This is a genomic window from Pseudoxanthomonas sp. 97-1-1, assembly GCF_057773125.1.
In genome coordinates this window covers 901,119-915,107 of the sequence record NZ_JBYMTJ010000001.1, presented here as the reverse complement: position 1 = coordinate 915,107, position 13,989 = coordinate 901,119, and the positions used below count along the sequence as shown (strand labels likewise).

Genomic DNA, 13,989 nt, shown 5'->3' with positions numbered 1-13,989 from the left:
TGCCTGGGGTAGGACTTTTCCTACGCATGGCCGGGGTGTTTACGGGCAGATTCGCACGCGCAGTGGCGATACCTTGGCACCCATGGGCGCTGGACACTCTCCCTACCGTCGCGGCCCCGAGGCGACCGACGGACACATGACGGATGCGTCGACGCACCCGCCATCCATGGAGAGTCCAACGTCACAAGGAGAGTTGTCATGAAGTCGTTCATCCATATCGTATTCGCCGCTGCACTTTCGCTGTTGATCGCCGTGCAGGCCATGGCGGCGGAGAAGGTCAACATCAACACGGCGGATGCGGCCGCACTGGACCGTGTGCTGACTGGCGTGGGTCCGGCGAAGGCCGCCGCCATCGTCGAGTACCGCAAGGCCAACGGACCATTCAAGAGCGCCGAGGAACTGGCGATGGTGAAGGGCATCGGCCTGAGCACCGTGGAGCAGAACCGCGACCGCATCGAACTGCGGGCCGGTGCCGCACCGGTACGCAAGCCGGCCGCTGCCGCGACGCCTGCCAAGCCGGTAGCACGGCGCTGATCGATTCCCGTGCCCGGCGGTTCCACAGGATGTGGAGCGCCGGACACAGGGGCTGGATGCCAGGGGGAAACAGGCAGGAGGCCGACAAGGACGTACCTACAACGCGCAGGACGCGCATGGGTCAGGAACAGGCATTGGCCTGCCACTGGCAGGATGCCGACACGGAGGTGGACATCGCCCGGACGCGCAGGAAGCGCATCCGGGCGATGTCGTTTTGGGGTTGTCGCGTAGCTGCCTCAATAACGGGGAGGGGCTAGAATCGCGCCGCATCCAGACAGGGGACCACCATGCCGGACGTGTCGCGCATCATTCCCGCCAATGAGTACCGACGGGAGCGTTGGAGGAATGGTCTGGGCTGGACGCGCGAGATCGCGCGGGTGCCTGATGCCGGGATATGGAACTGGCGCCTCTCGATCGCCGAGATCGAACAAGATGCCGCTTTCTCCGAATTCCCCGGCATTGATCGCGAACTGGTCCTGCTGCGCGGTAACGGCCTGCGCCTCCGTTTCAACGGAGGGCGCGTGGTGGAGCTTGCCCCGCCGCACGGTCGCCATCGTTTCGCGGGCGAAGACGCGGTGACCGGCGAACTGGTCGATGGCCCCACGCATGATTTCAATCTGATGTGGCGACGCGGTGTCGTCCGCACCGAACTGCTGCATCGCCCCTTGGTTGGACCGATGCTGTTCTTCGCCGAGCCTGGTGTGCATTGGGTGGTTCACCTGCTCGCAGGGCAGGCGGCGTTCGATGCCAATTGCGGACTCGGGAATCTCTGGAGCGGTGACACTGCCATCCTGGCCGCCGGGCCGGCGCGTACCCGCTACGCGCTTCAGGGTGGTGGCGAACTGTTGGCCATCCGCGTCGAGGATGAGGGCGCTGGCAAGAACGCCTGAGCGGATGGCGTCAGTAGACGTCGCGGCGGTAGCGCCCGTCGCCACGCAGTCGCTCGACCCTGTCATCTCCGAGTATCTGGCGCAGCGTGGCGTCCACGTCCGGCGCCATGCCCGCCAGGCTGCCGCAGACGTACAGGGCGGCCCCTTCGTCGACCCACTGGCGAAGACGCTCGTCCTGCGCCAGCAAGGCGTGCTGGACATACCGGTGCTCGTCGTCATCGCGGGAGAACGCCAGGTCAAGGTGTTCGAGTGCACCCTGTGAGTGCCATGCCATCAATTCGTCGGCATGGAAGAAGTCGCGGGAACGCTGGCGTTCGCCGAACAGCAGCCAGTTCCGTGTCACTCCGGCATGCATTCGGGCCTTCACGTGGGCCCGCAATCCCGCCAACCCGGTGCCATTGCCAATCAGCACCATCGGTACGTGGGCAGCAGGGGGGTGGAAGTTCGGATTTCTCCGGATGCGCAGGGCAATCGTTTCTCCAGGCCGGGCGTGACGGCACAACCATCCGCTACCGAGCCCGGGCGCACCGTCCGCGCGCTGCATCAAGCGGACCAGCAGGTGCAGCGCGCCATCTTCCGGTATCGACGCAACGGAATACTCGCGATGGGGCAGCGGCGCGCAGGCGTCAACGAGTGCCTGCGGAGTCGGAAACAGGGACGCGCCGGCAGAGGAAGGCCACTGGCTGCGTGCGAGCACGTCAGTCAATGTCACCCGTTCGCCCTGCCAGTCCACCACAGCATCGCCCTGCAGGCCGCTGGCACGCAGAAAGGCTTCGACATCGGCAATGGCGTGTCGTGGGCCGATCTCCGCGATGTCGCCCGCCGTCCATGCCGGCAGTATTCCCGCGGTGGGTTCCAGCACCAGGTGAAACGCGGGTCCGCCGAGACTGCCGGGATTCAGTTCGATGCGCTCGCGCAATCGCCAGGATTCGTAGCGTGGCGCCGACCAGTCGGGCATGTCCGTGCCATTGCCGAGTTGGCCGATGTGGTGCTGCCAGTGGCGCAGCGCGCTGTCGTCGGCGTTGTCGACCTCGACCAGGTCGAACAGCGGTTGCGCGCCGTGGCGACGCAGCCAGTCGTCCAGTTGATGGCCGAAAGCGCAGAAGTGCGCGTACTCGCGGTCGCCCAGCGCAAGCACCGCGTACTGCAAGCCTGCCAGCGAAAGCGATTGCGGCATCACCTGACGCACGAAGCCCAGGGCGGGATCGGGTGGATCACCCTCGCCGGTCGTACTGACCACGAAGACCGCGCGGGTCATGCCCTTGAGCCGGACCGCATCCAGATGCTCCAGCCCCGCGCGCTGCACGACCACGCCGCTGTGGCGGAGCGAGGCGGCTGTCAGGTCGGCCAGTTCCAGCGCGAAGCCTGTCTGGCTGGCATGCACGACCCACACTGCATCCTGCGCGGCATGCGCACTGGGCTGGGCGGCGCGTTCGCGCACGCGTGCACGGTGCAGAAACCAACCCGTCAAGCCTGCGTACGCGAGCACCGCTGCCGCAGCGGCGTAGCCGCGTATCGCCGAGGGCGCGGCCATCCACCAGGCGCCTTCGTGCAGGCGAGCGAACAGCCACGCGCATGCGAGCAGCAGCAGGATCACCAGCGTGTTGCCCAGCAGCGGGGCGATTCCGCGCGAGGGCGTCGGGGACGTGCTCATGCCGCGAGGTGTCGCTCGAAGGCGGGCGTCATGGTTTCCTGCAGGCCCTGTGCGGAGCGTTGGAGGAAGCGCGCGGCCAATCCGTGGCGCGCTGCGAATGCCTGGCCATCGGCTGTTCCCATCACGGTCAACGCAGTCGCCCACGCATCGGCCTGCATGGCATCGGCCGCGACCACGGTGACGGCCGCTGCGGCATCGGTCACCGGCTCACCGCTGCGCGGATCGATCGTGTGCGAATAGCGCCGGCCCTCGTGTGCATAGGCATGCCAACGGTCGCCGGAGGTCGCGACCGCCACGCCATCGAGCGTCAGCACGCGCGGCTCCAGCCCATCGTCATCCACTTCCTCGTCCGGCGACGATTCGACAAGCACGCGCCAAGGCTGGCCGTCGGGCTTGCGGCCGTAGCCGTACAGTTCGCCCCCTACTTCCACCAGCGCACTGTCGATGCCGCGACGGCGCAGCAGCGCCGCGACGACATCCACGCCGTAGCCCTTGGCGATAGCCGAGAGATCGAGCATGAGGCCGCCCGGTTGCCTGACGCGGCGTTGGTTGGCATCGAAGCGCAGGTGCTGCCAGCCCACGCGCGCGCGCGCGTCGACGAGATCGGCTGGCGTCGGACGTCCACGGGCGCCGGCATGTGCGCCGAAACCCCATGCGGCCACCAGGGGCGACACGGTCGGGTCGAAGGTTCCTTCGCTGGCGGCCGCGATCTCGAGCGCTGCTGTCAGCACGTGCAGGAAGTCGTCCTGCAGCGTGAACCATTCTCCCGCCCTGCCACGGTTGAAGCGCATGATGTCCGTGTCCACATGCCACGTGCTCATCTGTGCCACGACCTGGTCCAGGCGCACCTGCACCGCGTCATGCAGTGTGTGGAGATCGAGGCGCGTCGCGCTCGCGCATTGCACCGACCAGGTGGTGCCCATGGTCTGCCCGTGCACGGCCTGTACGGGCGATGGAGGAGCGGAGAGCGGGGAGAGGGAGACGTTCATTCGATCACGCGCCGCCGGATGCCTGTCCGGCGGCGCCATGCGGGATTACTGCGGCAGCACTTCGAGCGTCGCCACGTAGCTCAGGCGACGCTGCTTGGCCTGCGGTACCGACGTCTTGTCATCCTGCGTACCGGTTTCAAGCCAGTACATGCCGGCTTCCGGCCAGGTCACGCTGAACTCGCCGCTCGCGTCGGTGGTGACCTTGATCTCTTCCTGCGCGTTGCGATAGCGCGTGCCGCCGCGCGTGATCTCGAATTCCAGGCCGGCAGCGGGCTTGCCGTCGACCAGCATCCGGAACTTCGCGGCTTCACCTGCGAACAGGTCATTCGGGTGCGTCACCGGCACCAGTTCCAGGCCTTCGCCCGAGCTCTTCAACGCCGTGTCGTTCGGCGAGCCGTTGGTCACGAACGTCTCGATGCGGCCGATGGACTGCGATACCTGCAGGTTCTTCGCATCCTTCGGCACCTTGGTGGCGAGGTCTTCCGGCTTGGCGCCACGCAGTCCGCCCGGCTTGCCGTCGGCACCTTCCCAGCGGACCATCAACCCCTTGTTGACGGTCGCGATGCGGTACGTGCCCTGCTGCTTCAGTTCGACATCGAACACGGTGCGGTACTTGCCGGTTGCTAGGTTGTGCGCTTCCACCGTGCTGCCGTCCGGCGCGGTGATGGCCAGGCCCTCGGTGCGCAGCGGCACGTGGTTGAAGTAGAACAGGTCGTTCGACACGGCGGCGTCGACCGTGATCCACGGATTGGTGCCGGCAATGACCGTCTGCGACGGCATCATCCAGGCCTTGTGCGCCAGGGCGGTGGCGGGAATGGTGGCGGCCAGGGCGATGGCGACGGCGACGGCAAGGGAACGCTTCATGGAAGTCTCCAGCAAGGAAAAGGGAAGGGCGATCAGGGCTTCACGGCCAGGGTCACGGCGCCGAGTTCGGTGCTGCCCTGCGCCTTGCCGGCCTGCGCAGGCTTCTTCGCCGGCCAGCTGAAGGGGATCTTCAGCAGTTCGCGGCCACCGACCTCGCGCGCGGCCTCGACCACCAGCGTGTATTCGCCCGGCGCCAGCTTGGCCAGTTGTGGCTGCTTGTCGGTGAAACTCAGCGCATGCTTGCCCACCGGCTTGGTCGGGCCGGTCACGCCGTCCACGGGCACCTTCAGGCTGCGTCCGGACTTGCGCCACCACTGGCGCATGTCGGGCAACCATTTGGTGCCATGGCCTTCGGCATTGCTCGTCTGCTGGTACCAGACCGAGAGATTGGCGGCGACCTTCTGGTCCGCGCCTTCGATCCAGATGGCCACGTAGGGGCGGTGGTACTCGGCCACGTTGAGCTTGGGGATCTCGACGTTGATGTCCAGCGTGGCGGCATACGCCGGCGTGGCCAGCAGGCCGCTGAGCGCGATGGTCAGCGTGGTGTGGACGGCGATCTTCGACATGCGGTCACTCGTGGGTTCGTGGAAGGGAATCAGTGGATGAAGAGCAGCGCGATCAACAGCGGCACCAGCAGGCCCAGGCCGACCATCGGCCAGGTCATGCGGCGCTGCCGACCGTGCAGGTAGAGCAGGAACAGGCCGGTGATGCAGAACACCAGGCAGGCCACGGCGAAGATGTCGAGGAACCAGCCCCATGCCGGCCCGGCGTTGCGACCCTTGTGCAGGTCATTGAAGTAGGAGATCCAGCCACGGTGCGTGCGTTCGTATTCCACCGCACCGGTTTCCCGGTCGATGCTCAGCCATGCATCCGTACCGGGGCCAGGCATCGAGAGGTAAAGCTCCATGTCGGACCATTCCGCTGGCCGCTGACCGACGGATACCGACAGTTCCTTGTCGAGCCAATCGGCAATGTTGGCAGGCAGCGGTGCATTGCCGTCCTGCCGGTCACCGAGCGCGGCGAGCAAGGGGGCGGGAAGCGTGGCGGTGAGGTTGGTGACCTCGGGCGAGGCCTCGATCCTGGATGCGTGGTTCAGCGTGATCCCCGTGATGGAGAACAGCAGCATGCCGATCAGGCAGACCGCCGAACTGATCCAGTGCCACTGGTGCAACGTGCGCAGCCAGAAGCCGCGGCGTTGTTGCTGGAGGGCGGGGGACGCGGAAGAGGGCAACGGCAGTCTCGACGCAGGGTGGAGCGGGACGCCATTACATCACAGATGAGAATGGCTCTCAATTAAGGGGCGCGCTCCCCTCCCGCGTGGAGAGGGGAGCGCGCGTTCGCGTCAGAAGTTGACGTTGAGGCTCAGCCACAGGTTCCGCGACTTGTCCTTGTTGTTGTAGTCGTCCAGGTACGCCACCTCGTTGGAGGTGTAGGTGCCATCGTTGTTGAGGTCGGTGAAGACCGTCTGGAAGGTGGTGAAGTCTTCGTCCAGCAGGTTGTTGATGCGTCCCGACACCGAGACGTGCTCGTTGAAGCGGTACTGCGCGCCCAGGTGCAGCACGGTGTAGTCCTGGTAGTCGCGCCGAACGCCGTTGAGGGTGTCGCGGTAGCGCTTGGAGCGGGCTTCGGCCAGCAACTGCAGGCTGAAGTTCTCCGTGGCCTGCCAGTTCAGGCTGGTATTGACCATGTTCCTGGCGGTGTTGGTGAGCGGCACGCCCCTCTGTGCGCCACTGAGCTGCTCGCTGTCGGTGAAGGTGTAGTTGGCGCGCAACGACAAGGCGTCGGTGATGCCCCAGCGGCCGGCAATCTCCACGCCCTGGATACGTACTTCGTCGATGTTGATGTTCTGCGCGTAAGTGCTGTAGCCCAGCAGCGCGTAGTCGCCCAGGTTGGCGCAGGGGCGCACGCCGCCGGTCTGCTCGCAGCTCAGGCTGGTCTCGCCGCGCGCGATCTTGTCGTCGAAGTCGTTGCGGAACACTGTAAGGTTGAAGTTGTGCGCGTCGTCCGGTGACGTCCAGTAGAGCGCGATCTCGCTGTTGACGCTGGTCTCGGGCTGCAGGTCGGGATTGCCGACGAAGGGCGTGGTGCCCTGGCCTCCGAAACCGGTGATGCCGTCGTACAGGTCGGTGGTCTTGGGTGTCTTGAAGCCCGTGCTGACGCCGCCCTTCAGCGTCCAGGCTTCACTGACGTCCCATACCGCGTAAGCACGCGGGCTGAGATGGCTGCCGAACACATTGTGGTCGTCATGGCGCAGGCCCAGCGTGATGGTGAGGGCTTCGATCGGGTTCCAGTTGTCCTCGGCGAACAGCGACCACATCTTGTGGTCCTGCACGGTGCCGCCGCCATCGCCGCCGCCTTCCATGCCGAACACGCCGTCTTCCAGTTCGCCATCGATGAGCTGCCCGCCGACCACGACGTGGTGGGCCTGGCCGATCGCGAAGTCGAGCTTCGCATCCAGTGTGTACTGGCGGCTGTCCATGGTGCGCTTCGGACGCGGCAGGAAGGTGGAGACTGCGATGGCCTGGCGCTCGGCGACGCTCAGTCCGGCGTATGCTCCCGTGCCCTGGAAGATCTGCCGGTGCAACAGGCGCTCGGCGACGGTGAACGGCAAGGTGCGGCCGTGGTTGCCGGTATCGATGTGGGCCAGCGAGATGAAACTGTTGCCGAAAGTCCACTGGCCGTTGTGCGTGACCGACCACTGGTCACGGGTGAATTCCTGGTCGGCGGCGTATCCCACCTGCGGCGCCGCGCGCCAGATGCCGGCCAGCCCGTCCACCGTGCCCAGCGGATAGGTTTCGGAGCCGAGATTGTTGATGTACGGCGTGTTGTCGTACACCTGCTCCGACGTGTCGTAGTCGAAGACGACGCTCTGGTTGTCCGTCGGTGTCCAGCTCAGCGTGACGCCTGCGCTCTTGTTGGTGTTGTCCACCGTCTTGCCGCCGCCTCCGAAGCCCAGTGCCCGCTCGAACACGCTGCCGTCAGGTGCCGTGATGGCTTCATATTCCGGCGTGGATGCATTGCGCTCGTACCAGGAGCCGCGCACGCCCAGGCCCAGGCGGTCCTCCACCAGCGGCCCCATCAACATGAAGTCGAAGGTGCTGTCGCTGCCGAAGTCGCTGTTCTCCTGGATACCGTGACCCAGCGTGGCCGAGCCCTGCCAGCGGTCCGAGACCTTGCGGGTGATGATGTTGATGACGCCGCCCAACGCATCCGCACCGTACAGCGTGGAGGCCGGGCCGCGGATCACCTCGATGCGCTGGATCATGTCCAGCGGCGGAATGTGGTTGAACTGGTTGCCGCCGAACGCGTTCGGATAGATGTCGCCGTGGTTGTTCTGGCGCTTGCCGTCGATGAGGATCAATGTGTAGTCCGGCCCCATGCCCCGGATGCTGATGGTCTTCTGGCCGGTCTTGTCCGACGTCTCGCCGACGTCCACGCCTTCCAGGTCGCGCACGGCGTCGATCAGCGTGATGTAGGGGCGCTGGCGCAGTTCTTCCGCCGTGATCACGCTGATGCTGGCCGGCGCATCGGTGATCTTCTGCTCGAAGCCGGCGGCGGTGACCACGACGGTGTCGAGATCGGTGGCGTCGGTGGCGCCATCGGGCATCGGCTGGGCGAGTGCGGGCGCGGACACGACGGCGATAAGCGCGATGGCAAGACGGGTGCGGCGCAGCGGCGCCTGCAGGGAGCTGCAAGAGTTCTTCATGAGGTTCATCGAAGTGAGGACAGGGTAGGGAGGCACGCGCCTGCCCGCGGATGCGGGGCGGCGTACGGTCATGCAGGCCCGCGTGGTGCGGGCGAAAAAGCCGTCAGGCCGTGTGCGGCGGCGCTTGGCCGGGATGCAGGCGGAGGGACGGACAGGCACGGCCAGGGGGCGCCGCGTCGTGGGACGCACGGCGATGCGAGTGCAGGTCGCAACTTCCGGGGGCGTCGGAATCGCGGGAAGCAAACACGGCCGGCGTCGTGACCGGCGACGCGAGAGTGAGGACCTGCAGTGCGCTGAGGCGCGGTTTCTTCAGGTAATGCGCACGGTGTCGAACCTCGTCCGGCGGGTCGCCATCCTGGACATGGGCCGACACATGCCCGGTGTAGGAGACGGCATGGGCGCTGGAGGCATCGGGGTGCAGCAGACCGGCCGCGGCGAGGCCCAACAGGGCCAGCGCGCCCCACAACACGGCGGCCACCATGCCCGCATGCCAGGACGACGCGCGTCGACCGGACACGGGGACTGGGCTGGCAGCGGTGGGACGGATGCGGATCAAGCGGTTCCCCGGCGACGTGCCAAGAGCGGCACGTCGAACGGGGGGCATTTTAAATGAGAATACTTATCAAGTGCAAACAAGAATGGATCTTGGTCGTGTCGCGGGCGGCGGAATCAGGTCTCGGCCCACTGCCTGAGCAGGTTGTGATACACGCCGGTCAACTGGACCAGTGCGGGGTGGTCGGGGACGTCGGCGGTCAGACGGCGGATCGAGACGTCCAGTTCGAACATCAGTCGCCGGTGGCCGTCGTCGCGCACCATGCTCTGCATCCAGAAGAACGACGCCACGCGCGCGCCCCGCGTCACCGGGGTGACCTTGTGCAGGCTGGTGCCGGGATACAGCACCATGTGCCCGGCCGGCAGCTTCACGCTCTGCGTGCCGAAGGTGTCTTCGATGATCAGTTCGCCGCCGTCGTATTCGTCCGGCGCACTGAGGAAGAGCGTGGCCGATACGTCGGTCCGGACGGGATCCACGCCGCCGCGGCTGCGGTCGTAGCGGATCGCGTTGTCGACGTGGTAGCCGAACGACTGGCCGCCGGCATAGCGATTGAACAGGGGTGGATAAATGCGCTTCGGCAGCGCTGCGGAAAAGAAGGTGCTGTTGCGGGAAAGGGCGTCAAGGATCAGCGCGCCGACCTCGCGTGCGGCCGGCGAATCCTCCGGCAGCTGCGCGTTGTCCTTGGCCTTGGCCGACTGGTAGCCGGCGGTGATGCGGCCGTCAGCCCAGTCGGCGGCGTCGAGCGTTGCACGCGCGTCAGCCACCTGGGCCGGGGTCAAGACATCGGGAATGGCGAGCAGCATGATCGGGAACCTCGAAACAGGAAGCCCCGCCCATTGTGCATGGGCGGGGCGGATCGCGGACCTACAAGCGGAGCCTCAGAACTTGAACGTGGCGGTCAGCACTGCGGAACGACCCTCGCCCGGGTTGGCCCAGCCATTGCCCGCAGTGACGACGCCATTGGTGATCGTCAGATTGTTGCGAATGCCGGTGTAGTACTCCTCGTCGAACAGATTGTTGACGTTGAGCTGCAAACCGATACGCGAAGTGAGCTGGTAGCTGACCATGGCGCGATGCACCCAGTAGGCGTCTGTCTTGAGATAGGCCGCGGCCGTTGCGTTGTTGGGGTAGAACTCACCCTGATAGGTCGCGCCGTAGCCGAACGTCCAGTCGCCCAGCGCGTAGGTGGTCCACAGGCTGGCCGAGTGACGCGGTGTCTGTGTCAGCTCACGCCCTTTGACGGGATCGGCGGTTGCTTCATCGGCGACGCTCTGCAGGACTTCGCTGTCCAGGAATGTGTAGTTGGCGAACACCGACCATTCGCGGGTGATGTTGCCCGCCACGCCCAGCGCGACGCCGTCGACGCGGGCCTTGCCGTCCAGCACCTGCTCAGGCTGCAGTGGATCGGCGCTGGCGACCTTGTAGTTCTGGCGTTCGTTGCGGAACAGGGCGGCAGTGAGCGCCAGGCGCTGATCGATCAGGTCCCATTTGGTGCCGAGTTCGATGTTGACGGCGGTCTCTGGATCCACGTTGCAGTTGTTCGCGGAGGGCGGGAGATTCGGGTTCGCGTTGGGAATGGCGGGTGAGCATGAGCCATTCACCGAAGCCTTGGACGGCGTCTTGCTGTTGGCGTACGACAGGTACACGCTGGCGTTGTCCACCGGCTTGTAAACCAGACCGGCGCGGTAGGAGAACAGATCATCCTCGTTTCGTGCCGGGTAGCCGGGTGCAATCCCGGTGACCGCGCCTGCGGCGTTCACGGTGTAGTTCACCGTGTCGCCTTCGTTGTGCTCGTAGCGTGCACCTAGGTTCAGCAGCCACTGCTGGCCGAACTTCAACGTGTCGAACACGTATGCCGCCTGATTGTTCAGGCTGCCCTCGGTGCGGCCCGTGCGGAAGTAATTCTGTGGACCCGTCCAGATGTTGTAGGGGTTGTCGAAGTTCTGGATGGGATAAGTGATGCCCGTGGTCGAACCATCCGGATTGCGGAACGTCGTTCCGGAGTCGAGGTCGAAGTCTTCTTTGCTGAAAGACACGCCGACCACCACGTCATGACGGACCGTGCCGGTGTCGAAAGTGGCGGTCAGGTCGGTCTGACTGTGCGCTATGAAATTCTCCGTGTCGCGGACGAGGCCACGAGGTCCACCATTTGGATTCCATGTGCCGGCAGGCTGACCGGCGCAGGCTTGGCCGGTGTAGGGGTTCGTACTGTTCGGCAGGCACCAGCTACCTTGCAGTGCCGTGGCATTGGTGTATTGCTCGACCCGTTGCAGGCGTCCCAGGGTGCGCAGCTTCACGCGATCGCCAAAGTCCATCTCGAATACGCCGGTCAGCATGTCGACCGTGCTTTCCTGGCGGGACGTGTTGCGATAGCCGAAGTACGTCTCGCGATCGACGCCTGGCAGCGGCCCATTGTTGAATGGGCTGAGCGCGAAAGGAACGCCGTACTGCGGCATGTTGTTGTCTTCCTGGTGCAGGTAGCTCAGGGTGAGGCGCGTGTCCGACCCCAGCCCGAACGCAATCGACGGCGCGAAGCCCCAGCGATGCTTGAATTCCTCATCGCGGCCCGGAACGTCCTGGGTATGTCCCATGGCGTTCAGTCGCACGGCGATGCCGTTGTCGAAATCGAAGTTGCTGTCAGCAGTGACCCGGCCGTACTTGTCGCTCCCAGCGCCCACGGTGAACAAGCTGAAGTCGCCTTCGCGCGCGACCTTGCTCACCAGGTTGATGTTGCCGCCGACGGAGCCGGCACCTGACATAGCCGAGTTGGCGCCATTGATCAGTTCGATCGCTTCCAGGTTGAAAGTATCGCTACGGGTGTACTGCGCACTGTCGCGTACACCGTCGGTGGTGATGTCGCTGCTGGCGGTGAAGCCGCGCAGGTTGATACTGTCGCCGTAGCCGCCGCCGCCTTCACCGGCGCCGAAGGTGATGCCGGGCAGCGTGCTGAGCACGTCCCTCAGTCCGAGCAGGTTCTGCTGCGCCATCACTTCGCTGGTCACCACGGTGATGGTCTGCGGCGTGTCGACCAGGGCTTCCGTGTACTTCGGTGAGCTCGCTTTCTGTACACGTTCGCCGTGCACTTCGACGGCGTCGAGTTCCTTGGCCTGGCCTGTGGCATCGGCGGCCACGTCCCCGGTCGGTGCGGCGAGCGCGGGGGCAGTGATGGCGAGCAACAGGGCGGCGGCAAGCGGGGATGGACGCAGGTTCATGAGGATCCTCAGGTGCGGAGAAGAAACACCCGGTGGCGGAAGGCTGGCGGGAGTGGAGTGAAGACTTGGGCGGCGGATCTGCGCCTTTGCTGGGGCTGGATCCTGCAAGCAGCGGTGTCACCGGCAGGCGCGGTGCACGCGGGCGGCTCAGGCGGTCGGCGGCCCGCGACCGGGATGGCGGATATGGCGCGAGGGGGCGCTGTTGGAATGGCCGGCGGCCGCATCATGCGCCCGCGACCCTGCCCGCGCGGACTGGGCGCGGGCGCCCACGTCATCGCCTTCGGATTCGGCCGGCATGGACAGACCTTCAGTCGCCTGCTCCGCCAGCGACGCCGAGCCGTAGCGGAGCTCGTCCCGGGAGTGGATCCCGGCATCGCGATGCAACAAAGTGTCCGAAGATGAACCCGCTGGCGGGAAGATCCCCGTAGAAGCCAGCGCAGCGCTGCCCATGATCACGAGCAGGCATGCCAGCACCAGGCGGGCGAACGCGGTCATGATTGAGCTGGCATCACGCAGCACCGGGGCCTCGGGCGGGTCAGGCTGCGGCAATCCGCCGCAGGGGTGCGACAGGATAATGAGAATGATTTGCGATTACAACAGAATATTCACATTCCCGGCTCAGTCCCGGTCGTCGCGTGTCCAGACGCCACCGTGCTCTGTCTTCGTCGGGAATTTCACCACGGGCGAGTAGGCAGGCGCGCACAGGGCGCGGCCATCGCGGATGTCGAAACGTGCGCCGTGCAGCACGCATTCGATGCTGGCTTCCCCGGCATCGAAACTGCCGGAGGACAGTTCGAAGTCCTCGTGGCTGCATTTGTCTTCCAGCGCATACAGGTCGCCATCATGGTTGAAGATGACGATGGGCGTGCCCGTGACCTCGTCGAAGATCATCTTCATCTCGCCCGGCAGCAACTCGCCGGTGGCACAGACGAAGGTCCATGTCCTGCTCATGCCGTGTCTCCCGGCAGCGGTTTCTCCAGGACTTCGAAACGCAGGTCGTCACGCTTGGGGATGCCGTAGCGCGCATCGCCATAGGGGAACGGCTTCTTGATCCCGGTACGCGCATAGCCGCGCCGCTCATAGAAAGCGATCAGTTCATCGCGCAGGTCGATCACGGTCATCCGCATCGCAGGCAGTCGCCACTCGACGCATGCAATGCGCTCCGCCTCGGCCAGCATGGCCTTCCCCACGCCTGCGCCCTGCAGGTCGGGACGCACCGAGAACATGCCGAAGTAACCGGCACCGTCGTCGTCCGCCACGTGTGCGCAGGCGAGCGGGTCCCCGGCTCGTTCGGCGATGATGATCCGGCTGCGCGGCCGTTCGATGTCGCGGCGGAGCGCGTCGGCGTCTATGCGCTGGCCGTCCAGAAGGTCGGCTTCGGTGGTCCAGCCCTGCCTGCTGACGTCGCCCCGGTAGGCGGACGTCACCAGGGCGACGAGTTCGGGGATGTCGGCCTCGGTGGCCGTGCGGAATGTCAGGGTATCCATGGCCGGATTTTACGGAAATCCGGCAACCTGTAGGAGCGACGTCAGTCGCGACCGCGATCCCGCCATGCCCCGACAGGTTCTGCAGTAGAAGAATGCGCGG

The 13,989-nt window shown here is 65.6% G+C and carries 14 protein-coding genes; 2 read left to right on the top strand and 12 right to left on the bottom strand.

From position 1 onward, the window contains the following. The first annotated feature begins 198 nt into the window (after window positions 1–198). Window positions 199–534 carry a ComEA family DNA-binding protein gene (locus AC3DET_RS04375; protein ID WP_337730439.1) on the top strand — a complete coding sequence of 112 codons (336 nt, stop codon included), beginning with the start codon at window positions 199–201 and terminating at the stop codon, window positions 532–534. Window positions 535–821: 287 nt separating this feature from the next. After that, complete coding sequence (locus AC3DET_RS04370; protein WP_488390828.1) at window positions 822–1,424, top strand: HutD/Ves family protein; 603 nt, start codon at window positions 822–824, stop codon at window positions 1,422–1,424. A 10-nt stretch (window positions 1,425–1,434) separates the two neighbouring features. On the opposite strand, the gene AC3DET_RS04365 is transcribed toward AC3DET_RS04370, so the two are convergent. From AC3DET_RS04365 to AC3DET_RS04310, 12 genes are all read right to left on the bottom strand, one after another. Next, the gene (locus AC3DET_RS04365; protein ID WP_488390827.1) at window positions 1,435–3,078 is read right to left on the bottom strand and encodes a sulfite reductase subunit alpha; all 1,644 of its coding nucleotides are present in this window, start codon (window positions 3,076–3,078) and stop codon (window positions 1,435–1,437) included. Then, window positions 3,075–4,067, bottom strand: a complete 993-nt coding sequence (locus AC3DET_RS04360; protein WP_488390826.1) for an FAD:protein FMN transferase — start codon at window positions 4,065–4,067, stop codon at window positions 3,075–3,077. The genes AC3DET_RS04365 and AC3DET_RS04360 overlap by 4 nt, the downstream gene beginning before the upstream one ends. A gap of 45 nt (window positions 4,068–4,112) precedes the next feature. Beyond that, on the bottom strand, window positions 4,113–4,931 hold the full coding sequence (locus AC3DET_RS04355) for a DUF4198 domain-containing protein (protein WP_488390825.1): 819 nt from the start codon (window positions 4,929–4,931) through the stop codon (window positions 4,113–4,115). A 32-nt stretch (window positions 4,932–4,963) separates the two neighbouring features. After that, the gene (locus tag AC3DET_RS04350) at window positions 4,964–5,497 is read right to left on the bottom strand and encodes a DUF2271 domain-containing protein (protein WP_488390824.1); all 534 of its coding nucleotides are present in this window, start codon (window positions 5,495–5,497) and stop codon (window positions 4,964–4,966) included. Window positions 5,498–5,526: 29 nt separating this feature from the next. Then, complete coding sequence (locus tag AC3DET_RS04345; RefSeq protein ID WP_488391167.1) at window positions 5,527–6,168, bottom strand: PepSY-associated TM helix domain-containing protein; 642 nt, start codon at window positions 6,166–6,168, stop codon at window positions 5,527–5,529. A 105-nt stretch (window positions 6,169–6,273) separates the two neighbouring features. Then, window positions 6,274–8,637 carry a TonB-dependent receptor domain-containing protein gene (locus tag AC3DET_RS04340; protein WP_488390823.1) on the bottom strand — a complete coding sequence of 788 codons (2,364 nt, stop codon included), beginning with the start codon at window positions 8,635–8,637 and terminating at the stop codon, window positions 6,274–6,276. Between the two features lie 103 nt (window positions 8,638–8,740). After that, window positions 8,741–9,118, bottom strand: coding sequence for a hypothetical protein (locus AC3DET_RS04335; protein WP_488390822.1), 378 nt, complete (start codon window positions 9,116–9,118; stop codon window positions 8,741–8,743). Window positions 9,119–9,306: 188 nt separating this feature from the next. Next, window positions 9,307–9,993, bottom strand: a complete 687-nt coding sequence (locus AC3DET_RS04330; protein ID WP_488390821.1) for a Fe2+-dependent dioxygenase — start codon at window positions 9,991–9,993, stop codon at window positions 9,307–9,309. A gap of 75 nt (window positions 9,994–10,068) precedes the next feature. Next, entirely contained in the window at window positions 10,069–12,402 is a 2,334-nt protein-coding gene (locus AC3DET_RS04325; RefSeq protein WP_488390820.1) for a TonB-dependent receptor, read from the bottom strand. Window positions 12,403–12,549: 147 nt separating this feature from the next. Continuing rightward, window positions 12,550–12,921, bottom strand: coding sequence for a hypothetical protein (locus tag AC3DET_RS04320; protein WP_488390819.1), 372 nt, complete (start codon window positions 12,919–12,921; stop codon window positions 12,550–12,552). A gap of 99 nt (window positions 12,922–13,020) precedes the next feature. Beyond that, window positions 13,021–13,353: a non-heme iron oxygenase ferredoxin subunit gene (locus AC3DET_RS04315; RefSeq protein WP_488390818.1), complete on the bottom strand. Its 333-nt coding sequence runs from the start codon at window positions 13,351–13,353 to the stop codon at window positions 13,021–13,023. Beyond that, window positions 13,350–13,889 carry a GNAT family N-acetyltransferase gene (locus AC3DET_RS04310; protein WP_488390817.1) on the bottom strand — a complete coding sequence of 180 codons (540 nt, stop codon included), beginning with the start codon at window positions 13,887–13,889 and terminating at the stop codon, window positions 13,350–13,352. Before AC3DET_RS04310 ends, AC3DET_RS04315 begins: the two co-directional genes overlap by 4 nt. Between the last annotated feature and the right edge of the window lie 100 nt (window positions 13,890–13,989).

Bases quoted from the DNA above. Each gene is read 5' to 3' on its own strand.
- AC3DET_RS04350 (WP_488390824.1), bottom strand. From the start codon at position 5,497: ATGTCGAAGATCGCCGTCCACACCACGCTGACCATCGCGCTCAGCGGC.
- AC3DET_RS04370 (WP_488390828.1), top strand. From the start codon at position 822: ATGCCGGACGTGTCGCGCATCATTCCCGCCAATGAGTACCGACGGGAG.
- AC3DET_RS04310 (WP_488390817.1), bottom strand. From the start codon at position 13,889: ATGGATACCCTGACATTCCGCACGGCCACCGAGGCCGACATCCCCGAA.
- AC3DET_RS04335 (WP_488390822.1), bottom strand. From the start codon at position 9,118: ATGGTGGCCGCCGTGTTGTGGGGCGCGCTGGCCCTGTTGGGCCTCGCC.
- AC3DET_RS04325 (WP_488390820.1), bottom strand. From the start codon at position 12,402: ATGAACCTGCGTCCATCCCCGCTTGCCGCCGCCCTGTTGCTCGCCATC.
- AC3DET_RS04375 (WP_337730439.1), top strand. From the start codon at position 199: ATGAAGTCGTTCATCCATATCGTATTCGCCGCTGCACTTTCGCTGTTG.
- AC3DET_RS04340 (WP_488390823.1), bottom strand. From the start codon at position 8,637: ATGAAGAACTCTTGCAGCTCCCTGCAGGCGCCGCTGCGCCGCACCCGT.
- AC3DET_RS04315 (WP_488390818.1), bottom strand. From the start codon at position 13,353: ATGAGCAGGACATGGACCTTCGTCTGTGCCACCGGCGAGTTGCTGCCG.
- AC3DET_RS04365 (WP_488390827.1), bottom strand. From the start codon at position 3,078: ATGAGCACGTCCCCGACGCCCTCGCGCGGAATCGCCCCGCTGCTGGGC.
- AC3DET_RS04330 (WP_488390821.1), bottom strand. From the start codon at position 9,993: ATGCTGCTCGCCATTCCCGATGTCTTGACCCCGGCCCAGGTGGCTGAC.
- AC3DET_RS04355 (WP_488390825.1), bottom strand. From the start codon at position 4,931: ATGAAGCGTTCCCTTGCCGTCGCCGTCGCCATCGCCCTGGCCGCCACC.
- AC3DET_RS04360 (WP_488390826.1), bottom strand. From the start codon at position 4,067: ATGAACGTCTCCCTCTCCCCGCTCTCCGCTCCTCCATCGCCCGTACAG.